The sequence below is a fragment of the Humidisolicoccus flavus genome, from assembly GCF_045689595.1.
Taxonomy (GTDB): Bacteria; Actinomycetota; Actinomycetes; order Actinomycetales; family Microbacteriaceae; genus Humidisolicoccus; species Humidisolicoccus flavus.
Window position 1 is genome coordinate 249348 of sequence record NZ_CP142724.1, and the last position, 16053, is coordinate 265400.

Annotated in this window: 18 protein-coding genes, 2 tRNA genes and 1 riboswitch; of the genes, 15 read left to right on the forward strand and 5 right to left on the reverse strand. The window is 61.8% G+C overall.

Annotated features, from left to right (window positions below):
* Window position 1: 1 nt before the first annotated feature.
* The 3 genes from U2H20_RS01165 to U2H20_RS01175 all read left to right on the forward strand — a co-directional run bounded on the left by U2H20_RS01165 (window position 2) and on the right by U2H20_RS01175 (window position 3070).
* Entirely contained in the window at window positions 2-1150 is a 1149-nt protein-coding gene (locus U2H20_RS01165) for an AAA family ATPase (protein WP_430592698.1), read from the forward strand.
* A 46-nt stretch (window positions 1151-1196) separates the two neighbouring features.
* A complete protein-coding gene (locus U2H20_RS01170) occupies window positions 1197-2255 on the forward strand; it encodes a zinc-dependent alcohol dehydrogenase family protein (protein ID WP_430592699.1) in 1059 nt (352 codons plus the stop codon).
* A 77-nt stretch (window positions 2256-2332) separates the two neighbouring features.
* Entirely contained in the window at window positions 2333-3070 is a 738-nt protein-coding gene (locus U2H20_RS01175) for a Type 1 glutamine amidotransferase-like domain-containing protein (protein ID WP_430592700.1), read from the forward strand.
* 21 nt (window positions 3071-3091) lie between these two features.
* Here the strand turns inward: U2H20_RS01175 and U2H20_RS01180 are convergent, their stop codons facing one another.
* A complete protein-coding gene (locus tag U2H20_RS01180; RefSeq protein ID WP_430592701.1) occupies window positions 3092-4144 on the reverse strand; it encodes a radical SAM protein in 1053 nt (350 codons plus the stop codon).
* A 146-nt stretch (window positions 4145-4290) separates the two neighbouring features.
* Between U2H20_RS01180 and gatC the strand changes: the two genes are divergently transcribed.
* From gatC to U2H20_RS01225, 9 genes are all read left to right on the forward strand, one after another.
* Window positions 4291-4590 carry an Asp-tRNA(Asn)/Glu-tRNA(Gln) amidotransferase subunit GatC gene (gene gatC / locus U2H20_RS01185; protein ID WP_430592702.1) on the forward strand — a complete coding sequence of 100 codons (300 nt, stop codon included), beginning with the start codon at window positions 4291-4293 and terminating at the stop codon, window positions 4588-4590.
* Window positions 4587-6098: an Asp-tRNA(Asn)/Glu-tRNA(Gln) amidotransferase subunit GatA gene (gene gatA, locus U2H20_RS01190; protein ID WP_430592703.1), complete on the forward strand. Its 1512-nt coding sequence runs from the start codon at window positions 4587-4589 to the stop codon at window positions 6096-6098. Before gatC ends, gatA begins: the two co-directional genes overlap by 4 nt.
* The gene (gatB, locus tag U2H20_RS01195; RefSeq protein WP_430592704.1) at window positions 6095-7591 is read left to right on the forward strand and encodes an Asp-tRNA(Asn)/Glu-tRNA(Gln) amidotransferase subunit GatB; all 1497 of its coding nucleotides are present in this window, start codon (window positions 6095-6097) and stop codon (window positions 7589-7591) included. The genes gatA and gatB overlap by 4 nt, the downstream gene beginning before the upstream one ends.
* Before the next feature lie 35 nt (window positions 7592-7626).
* A complete protein-coding gene (locus tag U2H20_RS01200) occupies window positions 7627-7902 on the forward strand; it encodes a GlsB/YeaQ/YmgE family stress response membrane protein (protein WP_430592705.1) in 276 nt (91 codons plus the stop codon).
* Between the two features lie 175 nt (window positions 7903-8077).
* Window positions 8078-8923 carry a DUF3097 domain-containing protein gene (locus U2H20_RS01205; RefSeq protein ID WP_430593559.1) on the forward strand — a complete coding sequence of 282 codons (846 nt, stop codon included), beginning with the start codon at window positions 8078-8080 and terminating at the stop codon, window positions 8921-8923.
* A gap of 3 nt (window positions 8924-8926) precedes the next feature.
* Window positions 8927-9036: riboswitch (TPP riboswitch) on the forward strand.
* 22 nt (window positions 9037-9058) lie between these two features.
* Window positions 9059-9688, forward strand: coding sequence for an ECF transporter S component (locus tag U2H20_RS01210; protein ID WP_430592706.1), 630 nt, complete (start codon window positions 9059-9061; stop codon window positions 9686-9688).
* A complete protein-coding gene (locus tag U2H20_RS01215; RefSeq protein WP_430592707.1) occupies window positions 9688-11124 on the forward strand; it encodes an ABC transporter ATP-binding protein in 1437 nt (478 codons plus the stop codon). Before U2H20_RS01210 ends, U2H20_RS01215 begins: the two co-directional genes overlap by 1 nt.
* The gene (locus U2H20_RS01220; RefSeq protein WP_430592708.1) at window positions 11121-11888 is read left to right on the forward strand and encodes an energy-coupling factor transporter transmembrane component T family protein; all 768 of its coding nucleotides are present in this window, start codon (window positions 11121-11123) and stop codon (window positions 11886-11888) included. The genes U2H20_RS01215 and U2H20_RS01220 overlap by 4 nt, the downstream gene beginning before the upstream one ends.
* 14 nt (window positions 11889-11902) lie before the next feature.
* Complete coding sequence (locus U2H20_RS01225; protein ID WP_430592709.1) at window positions 11903-12457, forward strand: ATP-binding protein; 555 nt, start codon at window positions 11903-11905, stop codon at window positions 12455-12457.
* Here U2H20_RS01225 and U2H20_RS01230 read toward each other — a convergent pair.
* The 4 genes from U2H20_RS01230 to orn all read right to left on the reverse strand — a co-directional run bounded on the left by U2H20_RS01230 (window position 12454) and on the right by orn (window position 14284).
* On the reverse strand, window positions 12454-12786 hold the full coding sequence (locus U2H20_RS01230; RefSeq protein WP_430593560.1) for a metallopeptidase family protein: 333 nt from the start codon (window positions 12784-12786) through the stop codon (window positions 12454-12456). The genes U2H20_RS01225 and U2H20_RS01230 overlap by 4 nt on opposite strands.
* 146 nt (window positions 12787-12932) lie before the next feature.
* The gene (locus U2H20_RS01235) at window positions 12933-13424 is read right to left on the reverse strand and encodes a DUF1648 domain-containing protein (protein WP_430592710.1); all 492 of its coding nucleotides are present in this window, start codon (window positions 13422-13424) and stop codon (window positions 12933-12935) included.
* Window positions 13425-13497: 73 nt separating this feature from the next.
* Window positions 13498-13573: transfer RNA gene (locus U2H20_RS01240), tRNA-His, on the reverse strand.
* Between the two features lie 57 nt (window positions 13574-13630).
* The gene (gene orn, locus U2H20_RS01245; RefSeq protein WP_430592711.1) at window positions 13631-14284 is read right to left on the reverse strand and encodes an oligoribonuclease; all 654 of its coding nucleotides are present in this window, start codon (window positions 14282-14284) and stop codon (window positions 13631-13633) included.
* Window positions 14285-14379: 95 nt separating this feature from the next.
* Here orn and U2H20_RS01250 point away from each other — a divergent pair, with 95 nt between their 5' ends.
* The 3 genes from U2H20_RS01250 (at window position 14380) to U2H20_RS01260 (ending at window position 16033) form a co-directional block, all read left to right on the forward strand.
* Window positions 14380-15594, forward strand: a complete 1215-nt coding sequence (locus U2H20_RS01250; RefSeq protein WP_430592712.1) for a trans-sulfuration enzyme family protein — start codon at window positions 14380-14382, stop codon at window positions 15592-15594.
* A 123-nt stretch (window positions 15595-15717) separates the two neighbouring features.
* Entirely contained in the window at window positions 15718-15879 is a 162-nt protein-coding gene (locus U2H20_RS01255; RefSeq protein WP_430592713.1) for a hypothetical protein, read from the forward strand.
* Between the two features lie 81 nt (window positions 15880-15960).
* Window positions 15961-16033: transfer RNA gene (locus U2H20_RS01260), tRNA-Arg, on the forward strand.
* Window positions 16034-16053 lie beyond the last annotated feature (20 nt).

The following is a 16053-nucleotide window of genomic DNA, read 5'->3' on the forward strand; positions in this document are numbered from 1 at the left end:
GATGCTCCAAACGCTCGCGGTCCAGGGGTACCGATCAGTTCGTTCGCTCGAACTCGAACTCGCAAACGTCACCTTGATTACTGGTGCGAACGGCACTGGCAAGTCCTCGGTGTACCGTGCACTCCGGCTCCTGGCTGAGTGCGGCTCCGGCAACGTGATCGGCGCACTCGCGAATGAGGGCGGGCTGCCCGCTGCCCGCTGGGCCGGACCCACCTCGATCCCGGGCTCGATTCGCTCGGGGGCACCGTCGAGCGGAGACCCGGCGTCGATTCGCCTCGGGTTCGCGGACGAAGCATTCGGATACGCAATCGATCTCGGCGTTCCCCAGAGCTCAGCAAACACACTCTTCGCGCTCGATCCGGAGATCAAGCAGGAACACATTTTCGTCGGCTCCGTGATCCGACCGGGCTCGATGCTGGTCGAGCGGAAGCGAGCGATCGCGCGGGTCAAAGAGGGCAGCACCTGGAACCACTTCGACTGCTCGCTCATGAGCTACGAGTCGATTCTCGATATGTTCCCTGGCACTGACCAAGCCCCCGAGATCGCACGGGTGCGCAACGCTCTGCGCACTTGGCGTTTCTATGATTCCTTCCGCACGGACATCGGGTCCCCTGCACGGGCACCGCAGGTCGGCACTCGCAGTCCACGCCTCAACGACGACGGCTCGAACCTCGCGGCAGTGCTGCAAACGACGATCGAGAACGGCGATCTCTGGAACGCACGGGGAACCATCGCGGAAGCGCTTTCGGGTTCGACGCTCGACATCACAGAGCAAGGCGGCCGGCTTGCGCTCGGACTTCGGCAGCCCGGAATGCTTCGGTCGCTCGAAGTCCACGAGCTCTCCGACGGAACACTGCAGTTCTTGCTGCTCGTTGCCGCACTGACCGCCGTTGATCGCCCGAGCCTCATCGTTCTGAACGAACCCGAGCGCAGTTTGCATCGTGATGTGCTGCCGGCGCTCGCCGAGCTCATCCGAAGCGCGGCTGAGGATTCGCAGATCATCGTCGTGACGCACGCAGCAGACCTGATCAGACTGCTCGAACGGCAGCGGGGTACCCTGCATCACGAGCTCGTGAAGTCGTCGGGAGAAACGCTCGTCCGCGACCTCGGGGCACTCGAGGGGCCGCCGTGGTCATGGCCGAAACGGTAGCGATGGTGCGTTCGTTCGAACTGTTCCACCAGATTGAGGAGAAGGTATGAAGGCAGTAATTTTGCACGCCGCAGGCGATGTCCAGGTTGAGGAGCGCGAAACGCCAACCGTGCTCGGTCCGAAGGAAGTCGTCGTCAAGGTATCGGCGACCTGTGTCTGTGGCTCCGATCTCTGGAGCTACCGTGGCGACGACGAAGTGACAGCGCCGCGAGCAATCGGTCACGAATTTGTCGGCATCGTCCACGAACTCGGCGACGAAGTGCAAGATCTTGCCGTCGGCGATTTCGTGATCTCACCGTTCTACGGTTGCGACAACGAATGCGCGAACTGTCAGAACGGGGTGAGCAGCGCGTGTCAGAACCTGACCTGGTATGGCTCAAAGGATCGCGATGGTCACGCGCTTGCGGGAGCGCAGGGCGAATACGTGCGAGTTCCCGACGCGAACGGCACACTCGTGCGAGTTCCCGGACAGCCGAGCAAGGAGCAGATTCCAGGTTTGCTCACGCTCGCGGACGTCATGGGTACAGGGCACCACGCCGCAGTGTCGGCGGGAGTGCAAGCCGGTGACACGGTCGTCGTGATCGGTGATGGCGCGGTCGGTCTGTGCGCTGTCATCGCGGCAAAGCGTTTGGGCGCTTCAGAAATCATTGTGATGTCGCGTCACGAGCCTCGACAGGCGCTCGCTCGAACCTTCGGAGCGACGCAGATCCTCGCTGAGCGCGGAGAAGAAGCGGTCGCGGCTGTGCGTGCGCTCACCAATGGTGTTGGCGCGGATCGAGTCCTCGAATGTGTCGGAACCGCAGAAGCCCTGACGCAGGCGGTGCACACGGCTCGACCGGGTGGATCAATCGGTTTCGTCGGTGTCCCACACGGAGACAGCGGCAGCAGCATCGGAGCGATGTTCGGTCGAAACGTTTCGCTCGCTGGCGGAGTCGCACCGGTTCGTGGATACATCGAAGAGCTCCTGCCGGAAGTGCTCGACGGTTCGATCGAGCCGGGTCGCGTGTTCGACCTCGAACTCCCGCTCGAAGAAGCAGCCGAGGCGTACTCGGCAATGGCCGAGCGGCGTGCGATCAAGTCGCTGCTCTGGCCGAGCGCCGCGTAGCGACCACTGCCTGGCCGTGGTCGCATGCGAGGTTGTCTCGGTGGAATCGTCGAGACAACCTCGCGTAGCCTTGAAGCATGAGTGCCGAACCAACCATCGTCGCGACCTCAACGGGATTCGTTCGAGGACGTCGAGTCATGCGAGCTTTTTCACCGGTCGTCCACCATGCGGTCGATCTTTCCGGAGCGACCGGCACCCCAAAGGTGACCTACGTGGGTACGGCACTCGGCGATTGGCCAGACACTGCCGCGCACATTTCTGCGGCAGGACGTGACGCCGGCTTCGATGTGCGTCACCTGGCGCTGTTCCCGATGCCGAACGTCGACGATCTCGAAGAACTCGTCATGACTTCCGATCTGGTCTGGGTTGGCGGTGGCTCTGTGGCAAACCTGCTCGCACTCTGGCGATTGCACGGGCTCGATTCCGTCTTCGAAAAGGCTTGGAATGCCGGGGTCGTACTCGCGGGGGTTTCAGCGGGATCGATCTGCTGGCACAAGGGTGGGACGACCGACTCGTTCGGGCCAGACCTCGACCCGATTACGAACGGGCTCGGATTCCTCCCATTCGACAACGGCGTCCACTACGACAATGAAGCACGCCGACGACCGCTTGTCCACGAATTAGTTGCTGACGGCACGCTCGGAACGACGTACTGCACCGACGACGGTGTTGGCCTCGTGTACCACGGCACCACCCTCACGGAAGCGATCACCGATATCGAGGGCAAGGGCGCGTACGTGGTCCGGGCTGAAGACGGTCGTGCGATTGAAGAGCGGATCGAGCCGAGGTTCTTGGCCGGCCCGAAGCATCGCTGACGCTCTGCATAACGCGCCCACTTAGAACAGTCGGGCTTCCGAACGGGTGCCGATGTTGTTCGCACCGCGTCGAGTGTTGACATGAAGCGCTCGAGCGTGTTGCCCGGGGGTCGATGTCGACCCTGGCAGCAGGTCGTGCGCTGCGAATGCACCGAGCGCTCGCTCCCGCAGCGCCGATTTGTATGCGCGACTTGCGATCGATTGCTTGCCGTAGATCTTCGCGTAGAGGGGAACGAGTTCCGGGTGCTCCCGGTGCAGCCAAGCCGCGAACCACTCTTTCGCGCCGGGCCGGAGATGCAGGGCCGAGTAGAGCGCGCTCGACGCGCCTGCCTGCTTGATCTGCGAGGCCGCCTCCATGAGTTGCGATGCAGAGTCGGTGAGGCCGGGCATCACCGGCATCACGAAAACCGCGCAGGGAATTCCTGCGTCTCGAAGTGCAATGACGGTCGCAAGGCGAGCAGCCGTGCTCGGCGTACCGGGTTCAACGGAGCGTTGGAGCTCCGAATCGAACACGGCGATCGACAAGGAGACGCTGACGGGAACCTCGCGTGCGAGTTGTTGCAGCAACGGGATGTCACGTCGTAACAATGTGCCTTTGGTGAGGACCGAAATGCCGACCCCGTGCGAGGCGAGGGCCCGGAGGATGGGCGGCATGAGCTCGTACTTGCCTTCGGCGCGCTGATACGGATCGGTGTTCGTCCCGAGGTTCACATGACGGACGGCGTGCTTGCCAGTTCGAAGTTCGTGCTCGAGCACCTGGGCGATGTTCGTCTTCACGATGATCTTCGAATCGAAATCGTTGCCGGCGTCGAGGTCGAGGTAGGTGTGGGTATTTCGAGCGAAGCAGTACACGCAGGCGTGCTGGCAACCTCGATAGGGATTGATCGTCCAGGCGCCCGCCATGACTCCATCGTCGCCCGGGACCCGATTCAGTGCACTCTTGGTTGCAACCTCGAGAAAGGTCGCACTGGCGAATTCCGGGGATTGCAACGCGCCGATCAGGGGAGCAGTCTGCTCGAGCCCGTCGAGCGCATTGGAATCTCGTTCCGTGATCGCTTGCTGACTCCACCGCATGTGAGCATTCGAACATATGTTCGAATAAAGCGCAAGATGCGCGCTGCGAACTCGCCGAGAAGTGGGGCTCCGAGTGCGTGCCCGACGGCTCCACGGCGGTGCCCGAAACCGTAGACTAAACAGGTTCGTATCCAGTTTGGAGCCCAATGTCTGAAATTACTCGTGATCAGGTTGTGCATCTTGCGGGCCTGGCTCGTATCGCGCTGACCGATGAAGAAGTCACCACGCTCGCCGCTGACCTCGATGTCATCGTCGATTCCATTGCGAAGGTCTCGGAGGCGGTCGGTGACGACGTCCCTGCGACGAGCCACCCAGTGCCTCTGCAGAACGTGACTCGACCTGACGTCATCGGCGAAACGCTGACGCACGAGCAGGCGTTTGCCGGTGCACCGGACCACGACGGAACCCGGTTCCGTGTGACCGCGATTTTGGGAGAAGAACAGTGACAGATTTGACGCGCCTTGACGCGAACGCGCTCGCAGGCCTGCTGCACACCCGAGAAGTTTCGAGTGTCGAAGCAACGACCGCGCACCTTGACCGGATCCGTGCCGTCGACGGCGACGTGCATGCGTTCTTGCACGTGAACGCTGCGGCGCTCGCCGAAGCGGAGCGCGTCGACACCGCTCGTGCAAACGGCGAGGAGCTCCATGAGCTCGCCGGCGTCCCGATTGCAATCAAGGACGTGCTTTGCACGCAGGGAATGCCATCGACCGCTGGGTCCGCGATCCTTGACGGCTGGATCCCGCCGTACGACGCAACGCCTGTGGTGAAGCTGAAGCAGGCGGGCATGGTCGCGCTCGGCAAGACCAACATGGACGAATTCGCGATGGGCTCCAGCACTGAGCATTCAGCCTTCGGTCCAACCCACAACCCTTGGGACCTCGAACGGATTCCTGGCGGTTCCGGTGGTGGCTCCGCGGCCGCGGTCGCGGCGTTCGAAGCCCCGATCGCGCTTGGAAGCGATACGGGCGGATCGATCCGTCAGCCCGCTGCGGTCACCGGCACGGTCGGCGTCAAGCCGACCTACGGCGGTGTCAGCCGCTATGGGGCGATCGCGCTTGCTTCGAGCCTCGACCAGGTCGGACCGGTTTCTCGAACCGTGCTCGACTCCGCCCTCCTGCACGATGTCATCGGCGGGCACGATCCACGAGACTCGACCTCACTCCGCGAGGAATGGCCATCGTTCGCAGCGGCTGCGCGCGAGGGTGCGAAGACGGGTTCTCTGCGAGGAACGACGGTTGGCGTCATTCGTGAGCTCGATGGTGACGGCATCGCGAGCGATGTTGCAGACCGCTTCCGCAAGACCGTCGAGATTCTGACAAAGGCTGGTGCCGAGGTCGTCGAGGTCAGCGCTCCGAGCTTCGAGTACGCGGTTGCCGCCTACTACTTGATTCTTCCGGCCGAGGCCTCGAGCAACCTGGCGCGCTTCGACTCCGTTCGATTCGGCCGACGGGTCGAGACACCAGGACAGTCGGTTGAACAGGTCATGTCCGCGAGCCGCGAGGCCGGATTCGGCCCCGAGGTGAAACGCCGAATCATTCTCGGCACGTACGCGCTGAGCGCGGGCTACTACGACGCCTACTATGGCAGCGCACAGAAGGTTCGGACGCTGATCCAGCGAGACTTCGACGCGGCGTTCGCGAAGGCTGACATCCTGATCAGTCCCGCCGCACCGACCACTGCTTTCAAAATCGGCGAGAAGGTCAACGACCCCCTCGCGATGTACATCAACGACATCACGACGATTCCGGCGAACCTTGCGGGAATTCCTGGAATGTCACTGCCGATGGGGCTCGGAGACGATGGACTGCCCGTCGGTCTCCAACTGCTCGCACCGCTTCGCGAGGATGTCCGGTTGTACAGCGCCGGTGCGACGATCGAAGCGCTCTTGAACGAACAGTGGGGCGGATCGCTCGCCCTGCAGGCACCCGAACTCGCTGGAGGAGCACGATGAAAGACCAGTTGATGGACTTCGACAAGGCGCTCGAACTCTTTGAGCCGGTGCTCGGATTCGAAGTGCACGTCGAGCTCTCGACCAAGACGAAGATGTTCTCAGATGCCCCGAACAACTTCGGCGCAGAACCGAACACGAACATCACGCCGCTCTGCCTCGGCCTTCCGGGCAGCTTGCCCGTCGTCAACGAGCAAGCGATCCGGTACTCGATCTCGCTCGGTCTTGCACTCGGGTGCTCGATTGCGGAGTCGAGCCGTTTCGCCCGGAAGAACTACTTCTACCCGGATCTCCCGAAGAACTACCAGATCTCGCAGTACGACGAGCCGATTGCGTTCGATGGCAGTGTCGAGGTGGAGATCGCCGGGGGGCGTTCCTTCACTATCCCGATCGAGCGCGCGCACATGGAGGAAGACGCCGGCAAACTGACGCACCTCGGGGGAGCGACCGGTCGAATTCAGGGCGCGTCCTCCTCGTTGGTTGATTACAACCGTGCGGGTGTACCTCTCGTCGAGATCGTGACGCGACCAATCTTCGGTGCTGAACACGATGCTCCAGAACTCGCGAAAGCCTATGTCGCTTTGATTCGCGACATTGTGATCGCGCTCGGCATCTCCGACGCGAAGATGGAGCGCGGCAACCTTCGTTGCGACGCGAACGTGTCACTGCGCCCGCGCGGCCAAGAGAAACTCGGCACGCGCACTGAAACGAAGAACGTCAACAGCCTGCGCTCGGTCGAGCGCGCGGTTCGCTACGAGATCCAGCGGCAGGCCGCGATCTTGCACGACGGCGGGACGATCACCCAGGAGACGCGTCACTGGCATGAAGACACGGGGTCGACAAGCCCGGGTCGACCGAAGTCAGACGCTGATGACTACCGCTACTTTCCAGAGCCAGACCTGCTCCCGGTTGTCCCGAGCGCAGAACTCATCGAGGAACTCCGGGCGGCGCTCCCAGAGCAGCCCGCAGTTCGTCGGAAGCGATTGCAGGGGGAGTGGGGGTTCACGGACCTCGAGTTCCAGGACGTCGTCAACAGTGGTTTGCTCCTGACGATCACGCAAACCGTCGAGGCGGGTGCGGCTCCGCAGTCAGCGCGAAAGTGGTGGACCGGCGAGATCGCGCGACTTGCGAATGTGCAGGGTGTCGATGCGGATTCACTCGTGACCCCGGCGCAGGTTGCAGAGTTGCAGTCCCTTATTGATGCCGGCACGTTGAATGACCGACTCGCCCGGGAAGTTCTCGGGTTTGTGATCGCCGGCGAGGGCTCGCCGAGTGAAATTGTTGAATCTCGTGGCCTTGCGGTTGTGAGCGATGAGGGAGCGCTCATCGCTGCCGTCGATGAGGCACTTGCCGCGCAACCCGATGTTCTCGCGAAAATTCGCGACGGAAAAGTGCAGGCTGCAGGTGCAGTAATTGGTGCGGTTATGAAAGCAATGCGAGGCACTGCAGATGCCGCTCGAGTGCGGGAGATCGTTTTAGCTCGCGCCGTGGAGTAGGCTGTACCCCGCTCAATGAATAGGAGGAGTACATCATGGGTTTTATTGTCTTTCTGATTTTTGGTCTGATTGCAGGAGCACTCGCGAAGTTGATTCTCCCGGGTAAGCAGAGCGGCGGCTGGATTGCCACTCTTCTGCTCGGAGTCATCGGAGCGATGGTCGGTGGTTGGATCGCTGGTCTCATGGGCCAAGACGTATACAACTCGTTCTGGTCACCGCTTGGATGGCTGTATGCCATTGGTGGTTCGATTATTGTTCTCGCTATTTGGGGCGCAATTACTCGTAACCGGGGCAAGGGCACAGCTGCGTAAGTAGTTCGTGAACAGGAAAGGGGCGGCCTTCGGCCGTCCCTTTTCTTTTTTGCATTCCTCGAGAAATCCGCCAAATATTCCTGAGGAATTTCATTCACGAGACTTTTGGTAACACCAGCGCGTGAGCAGTCGTTTCGATTCGAACCTGAGCCTGCGTTACGCTCGCTGAGTGCGAATGAACTGGGACGAATGGGGCGGCGACGTACTGTCTCCGCAGGCGCAAAACGCTCGCCTCGAACAGGCACGGCTCAAGGAAGTCCCGATTCGGAAGGGCCTCGTCGTCGAGGTGGTTGATGGCTTCGTTGGCGAGATCGTCGGCTTCGAACAGGGCAACATCGTGTTGGAAGACCGCAAACGAAAGCGGAGGCTGTTCCCGCTCGGTGGCGGCTACCTCATCGAGGGAGTACCAGTCGTCCTCGTCAAACCAGCACCGAAGCAGGCTGCTGCGGCTCGAACTGCCTCCGGATCCCGTGCAACCACGAACGATCGCGCGAGAATCGCCGCCGCGAGCAGGATCTTCGTGGAGGGCTTGCACGATGCCGAACTCGTCGAGAAGGTCTGGGGCCACGACCTCCGCGCTGAAGGCGTTGTCGTTGAACCGTTGCACGGTGTCGACGACCTTCCTTCGATCGTCGCCGAATTCGCGCCAGAGCGCTCCTCACGACTCGGTATCCTCGTGGACCACCTCGTGCCTGGCTCGAAAGAATCGAGAATCGCAGAAGCGGTTGCTCGCGGGCCCCACGGTGCAAACGTTCTCGTGGTCGGACACCCCTACGTCGACATTTGGCAAGCAGTGAAGCCTTCGCGGTTGGGGCTTCAGGAGTGGCCGACCATTCCGCGCTCGATCGAGTGGAAGCGCGGCATCCTGCAACACCTGGGTTGGCCCTCTGCGGAGCAGGCCGACATCGCAGACGGTTGGAAAAGAATCCTTGCGCGAGTGCGCGATTGGAACGATCTCGAACCCGCGCTGCTTGGCAGGGTGGAGCAACTGATCGACTTCGTCACGGAGCCGGTAGAGTAGAGCCGTACAAACCACGGGAGTCCGGTGAACCGGGCTGAGAGGAAGACTCAAAGTCTTCGACCGTCGAACCTGATCTGGATCATGCCAGCGCAGGGAGGACACTCACCCGTGCCATTTCTTTCGGAAGGCACAGCTATGACCGCAACACGTTCAACTTCTCCATCCCCCGCACGCTCGAGTGCACCGAACCTGCGATGGCGGGTGATCGACATCGTCACCGCCGCCGTGCTCGGCGTTGCAACCGGCCTGATCTTCGCGGGCTGGAATGTCGTCGGCTATGCCTGGTTCAAGGTGCTCGACGCCGGGACACCAGGCTTCGGAGGTCTTGCAGTCGGGATCTGGCTGCTCGGCGGCGTCCTTGGTGGACTCATCATTCGCAAGCCCGGGGCAGCGCTCTTCGTTGAACTGCTGGCAGCGATGGTCTCGACCTTGCTGGGAAGTCAATGGAGTATCGAAACGGTTTATTCGGGAGTGGCGCAGGGCCTCGGTGCTGAGCTCATTTTCGCCATCTTCATGTATCGCCGATTCGGCGTCGTCATCGCAATGCTCTCTGGTGTTGGTGCGGCGGTCGCAGCCTGGACGCTCGAACTCTTCCTTTCGGCCAACATTGCAAAGGGCGCCGAATTCTTGGCGATCTACCTCGGCTCGCTCGTCGTGTCCGGCGCGATTCTCGCTGGACTCGTCGGCTGGTTGCTCACACGAGCGCTTGCCGCGACCGGCGCGCTGAACCGTTTCGCTGCAGGACGCGAGTCACGTCAGTCCTGATGACTGGATTCAAGGTTGAGGCCCGCGATTGGAGTTGGCGGCACGCTGCTCGCCGCACTCCTGCGATCGCGGGGCTCGACTTTGAGATTGCGGCGGGGGAGCGGGTGTTGTTGCTCGGCCCTTCCGGGGCAGGCAAATCGACCCTCCTTGCAGCGCTTGCGGGAGTGCTGGGCGGAGCTGACGAGGGCGATGAGTCCGGCGAACTTCGAGTCAACGGTCTCGATCCGAGCACCAGTCGCGGGCTGAGCGGGCTTGTGCTGCAAGACCCCGAGTCGAACACGATCATGGAGCGTCTCGGTGATGACGTCGCATTCGGGTGCGAAAACCTTGCGCTCGACCGCGAAGAAATCTGGCACCGGGTCGCGCGAGCACTCGAGGACGTCGGGCTCGACTACGACCTGCAGCGAAGTACCTCCGCGCTTTCAGGAGGGGAACGCCAACGTCTTGCACTCGCGGGCGTTCTTGCGATGCGACCTGGGCTGTTGCTCCTGGACGAACCCACCGCGAACCTCGACCCGGAGGGAACCCGTCAAGTTCGCGACGCCGTCGACCGAGTCGTGCGGGAAACCGGCGCCACGCTGGTTGTCGTCGAGCACCGCGTGGAGACTTGGCTTCCGTGCATTGATCGCGTCATCGTGCTGGAGCCAGGTGGTGGCGTGCTCTCCAGTGGGACCCCGGAAGCCGTGCTCGGGACGCATGGCAACGATCTCGCCGAGCGGGGAGTGTGGGTGCCAGGGCATCCGATCGAGATCGCTCGCGAACCACGCGCTGGAGCATCGCTCCTCTCCGGGCATGCACTGGCGACGACTCGCGGATCCGCTCGCGATTCTCTGCCAGAACTGCACTTTCGGGCTGGAGAATCGAGCGTCATCACCGGTTCGAACGGGGCGGGCAAGACGACGCTCGCGCACACGCTCGCAGGTTTGCTGGAGCCCCGCTCTGGTGCGGTCGTCGCGAGTCCCTCGCTTGCCTCTGGCGCGGGGCCAAACCCGATGCGTTGGCGAAGTAAGCAACTGCTCACGAGAATCGGCACGGTCTTCCAGCAACCCGAGCATCAATTCGTCGCTGCCTCGGTCCTCCAGGAATTGATGGTCGGCCCGAAGGCAGCAGGGCAGCCGCTCCAAACACAGCGAGCGACAGCGGACCGTCTCCTCAGTAGCCTTCGCCTCGACCATCTTGCGAACGCAAACCCGTTCACGCTTTCGGGTGGGGAAAAGCGCAGACTCACGGTTGGCGCGGTGCTCGCGAGTGCCCCGCAGCTGATCGTGCTCGACGAACCGACGTTCGGTCAGGACCGAACAACCTGGCGGGAACTCGTGCTCCTGATTGCAGGCTTGGTCGACGAAGGACGATCCGTGCTCTCGATCACGCACGATCCCGATGTCGTGCGAATTCTCGGAGACCAGGTCATCGACCTCGATGCAGGTGTCCGGTGACCGAACCGCAACCAGGATTCCTCGCAAAAGTAAACCCGGTGACGCCGTTCGCCGCGGCGATCCTCTACTCGCTTCCGATGCTCACGACGATCGATCGCGTGAGTGCGCTCGTCGCGCTCGGCATCTGGCTCATCGTGTTTTTCGCTCTCGGGGTCGGTCCTCGCACGATCGTGCGCCGCTCGTGGCCGTTGTTCATCGCGGCACCGCTTTCGGCCGTCAGCATGTTGCTCTACGCAGAACCCGGCGGCCAGGAGTATGCAGGATTCTGGCTCGCAAGAATCACCGACAACTCGATCGAACTGGCCATTGCTGTTGGAGTTCGGGTGCTCGCCATCGGAGTTCCAACGCTCGTGCTCCTCGTCGGAGTCGATCCGACCAGGCTCGCCGATGGGCTCGCGCAGGTCGCAAAATTGCCCGAACGCTTTGTGCTCGGAGCACTCGCCGGAATTCGGTTGTTCTCGGTGTTCAGCGAAGACTGGAAATCGATGGCGCGGGCTCGGCGTGCTCGCGGGCTCGGCGATTCGGGCGTCGTGCGCAGATTCTTTACAATGGCATTCGCCTTGTTGGTGCTCGCGATCCGTCGTGGAGGATCGCTCGCCACGGCAATGGAAGCTCGAGGATTTGGCGCCGGGCCTCGCACCTGGGCCCGGGCGTCGACACTGACGTGGCGCGACACCGTTGCGATTTTCGGCACAGTCGCGATCGCAGCGATCGCAATCGGCATCGCGATCGTTCTCGGTTCCTATCGCTTGGTGGGAACGTGATCGAGAGGAGGAACATGACTGAGTCCGTGGACCATGTTGAGACGAACGACCAGCCCATGATCACCCTGATCGACGGTCGCTCGGGTTCCGGGAAGACCTCATTCGCCGAGCTGATCGCGCACCGACTCGATGCACAGATCGTGCACATGGATGATCTCTATCTTGGCTGGGATGGCTTGCAAGCAGGCAGCGACTATGCGCACGAGCACGTGTTGGTTCCGCTGTCAGAGGGCAACGACGCTCGGTGGCAGCGTTGGGATTGGGCGTCCGGCGAGCGGGCTGAATGGCAGAGGCACCCCGCCGGCACGCCACTCATCCTCGAAGGCTGCGGATCGCTCTCCCGAGCAAACCACGCACTCGCGGAACGATCATTCTGGCTTGAGGCTCCAGAGTCCGTCAGACATCGCAGGATTCTGCTTCGCGACGGCGACGACTCGTGGTGGGAGGGCTGGAAAGCGCAAGAGACCGAGTTCTACGACCGCGAACGATCCGCATCACTTCCCGGCGTGCGGCGTGCGGTCGACGAAGAGAGTGCACCACCCGAGTTCGGCGCGTTCAGAACCTTCTAGGCCCAGCCGAGCTCGTGCAACTGCGCATCATCGATGCCGTAGAAATGAGCGATCTCGTGGACGAGCGTCGTATGCACCTCGGCGCGCAAGTCCTCGAGCGTTGCACACGCGGCGATATGAGCTTGTCGAAAGATGATGATCCGGTCGGGGAGTTCGCCGAAGCCGTACTGCCCGCGATCGGTGAGCGCCACTCCCTCGTAGAGCCCAAACAGAGACTCGCCATTCTCGGGAGCGTCCTCGCACACGAAGATCAAATTCTCGAGGCCGTCGATCATTTCGTCGGGGAGCGCATCGAGCTCGTCGGTCACGAGCGTTTCGAAGTCACTCATGGAGAGTTCGAGCGGCTTTACCTCGTTGTCGGCATTCGGTTCGGACGCCGAATCCGCGTCGCCTACCGAATCCACTTCGGGCTCAAGCGGATCCAGTGGTCCACTGCCAGTCATGATCGCCGTCCTTCCGGTCATGGTCCGAGCCTCTATTGTGCTCGCGGGATCCGGACGAGTCCGACAATCATCGCAACAATCATGAGCACCACGCCAGCCACGCTGAGCAGCGACGCATAGGGAACAAAGTATGCGAGGCCGATACCGAGGAAGACGATGCTGGAACAGGCGCTCATCCACACGATCACCCGTTCGCCTTCACGGTAGAGATCTTGCGCGTTGTCCTCGGTGAAGCGGACCGGAAAGTTCATGTACTGCGGTTTCGCTGAGACCCAGGTCAAGAGGACAGAAACCCCGAGCATCACAAGCGCCAAGATCAGGACGGACCACGTGTCGCCGTATGCGTCCGGCTGGCCGAGCACATTGAAATGGACGGGCACACGCTCCGGGGCGAATGGCAGCCAGAGCAGCAAGCCGAGAGCGATCGTGATTGAGACCAGGAGCGAAACTCGCCGGATGAGCGCCGTTGTGCGACCGGTCGTGAAGTCGGGCTCGGGTCGTTTGCTTCGAGAGGTCGGACTCACTGCGCTCCAATTCGCCAGTTCGGACTCGGAGAAACGAAAAAGGTACGAGCGGAACGCTCGTACCTTTTTCACATGGGGTGAGTAACGGGGCTTGAACCCGCGACCTCCTAGACCACAACCAGGCGCTCTACCAACTGAGCTATACCCACCATGCTGCAAGAAGCAACTCAGCGATCCTATTACAAATTTCGCTGGAGTTTTTTCACTTACAGGGATTCGGACGACGACGAGGGCCCGTCACCATTGATTTTCTGCGAAAAATCAGCCACAACGGCTGCCGAAATTGTTTTTGCTTCGTCGCTCGAGACACCCGGTTCGGCGGTGAACACTGCACGACGGTAGTACTGCAACTCGCGAATCGATTCGAGGATGTCGGCGAGGGCACGGTGACCGCCGTCCTTCGACGGTGCGTTGAAGTAGGCCCGCGGGAACCAGCGCTTCGCGAGTTCCTTGATGCTCGATACATCGATCGCCCGGTAGTGCAAGTGTGCGTCGATCGCGGGCATTTGGGCCGCCAGGAACATGCGGTCGGTGCCGATCGTGTTGCCGGCGATCGGAGCCGTGCCGGCGTCCGGGACGAACTTCGTAATGTAGTCGAGGACCTGGAGCTCTGCCTCTGCTCGTTGCAACCCGCCCGCAAACTCCTGATCGAGGCCGCTGCTGGCGTGCATGTTGCGAACGAAGTCGTCCATCTGATCGAGGGCTGCGGCACTCGGCTGCACCACCACGGCGAATCCTGGATCGAGCACATTGAGTTCGAAATCGGTGATCACCACCGCAACTTCGACGAGCTCATCGACCTGAGGGTCGAGCCCGGTCATTTCGCAATCAATCCAGACAAGACGGTCGAGAGAAGCCATGCACCGATTCTAATCGGGCAGAGGAGTCCGGTTCTCAACCGTCATACAGTGCAGGAAATCCTCCGATCGCACGGGAGCCTCGGTACGGTGAGGAGATGAGCGAGCGAGCAACTTCGAAGGACACACGATCCTTGAATTTTTCGAGCCAAGCGGTCCATGCGGGAAATCCCGTCGATGCAGGCAGTGGCGCAATTCGTCAGCCGATCGTCATGGCGAACTCGTACCTGCTGCCGGAGGACCCTTCGCAGATCAGTTGGTCTGGCACCGATGTGCCGCTGTACACGCGCAACTCTGGTGCGAATCAGCTGGCCTTGCAAGACAAACTCGCTGTGCTCGAAGGGGGCGAGTCCGCGATCGCACTCGCGTCCGGGGTGGCGGCGCTGCATGCGGTGTTCTTCTCGCACCTTCGTTCCGGAGATCACGTCGTGGTGGCCGACGCGACCTACGAGGCAACTTGGCGGCTGTTCTCTGAGCTCCTGCCGAACAAGTACGGCATCACTGCAACGTTCGTGGACATCACTGACCACGATGCAGTTGCCGCCGCCTTCACCTCGGCGACAAAGCTTCTCGTGACCGAGGTCATTGCGAACCCGACGACAACGGTCGCCCATATTCCTGCGCTCGCCAGGATCGCACACGAGCGCGGTGCGCTGTTGGTCGTTGATTCAACGTTCACGCCGCCTCCGCTCTACCGCCCGCTCGAGCACGGCGCAGACCTTGTCGTGCATTCGCTGACCAAGTTCATCAATGGTCACGGAGATGCCATGGGAGGGGCCGTGATCGGTAGTGACGCGCTACTCGCTCCCATTCGCGAGGACGCGATGGTTGACGTCGGCGGTGTCATCTCACCGTTCAATGCGTGGTTGATCGCACGTGGTGCGGTCACGCTGCCGCTCCGGTTACCCCAGCATCTCCGGTCCGCCGATCGAATCGCTGCCTGGCTCGAATCACGTGACGAGGTCGCCTACGTCGCGCATCCGTCTCTGGAATCGCACCCGCAGCACGAGGTCGCCGCCGAGCTCTTCAACGGAGCCGGCTCCGGCGCCGTGCTCGCCTTCGCGCTCGATGGTCCGCCCGAATTGCAGAATGCCTTTGTCGCGAAACTCAGGCTCATCACCTCGGCGGTGTCGCTCGGGCACGACGAGACACTGATCGTCCACGTTGGCACCGAGGGGCCACGGGTCGCTGCGTATCCGTCGCCCTTCCGGGAGTTCGGGCACCTGCGGCTTTCGGTCGGTCTTGAGGATGCGGAAGATCTCATCGCAGACCTCGAACAAGCGTTTGCAGCCGTGCGGAATTCAATTCGCTGAGATCCCGGGACGGATCGCGCACCGGGCGCATCTGGAGGCGTACGTCGCAGGGATGACGATGGCTCAGAAACCTGCGTCTTTCGGTCGACGCGAAGGGGAGCCCTCGGCTGCTGAACTGTGTTCATGAGCACATTTCGAGCAAAGCAACTTCGAGTAAAGCAACCGGGCGAGACGCCAGTTCTCGTCGTTCTCGCAATCGTCGTCGTCGTCGTTTGCGCGCTCGTGATCTTCGGCGCGATCAACCTGCCAGAAGCCCAGAACGTCGCGTCGATCGCAGCCAACTGAGCGAGAGGACTTCGCTCAGCAGGACCCCCGGCTCTCGCGATGCACGGCGGAACGTGAAGAACGGCATACAATCGTTCGGAGGCCCCCGTAGCTCAGGGGATAGAGCAGCGGCCTTCTAATCCGCTTGTCGCAGGTTCGAATCCTGCCGGGGGCACTCACAACTTCGCGGTGATC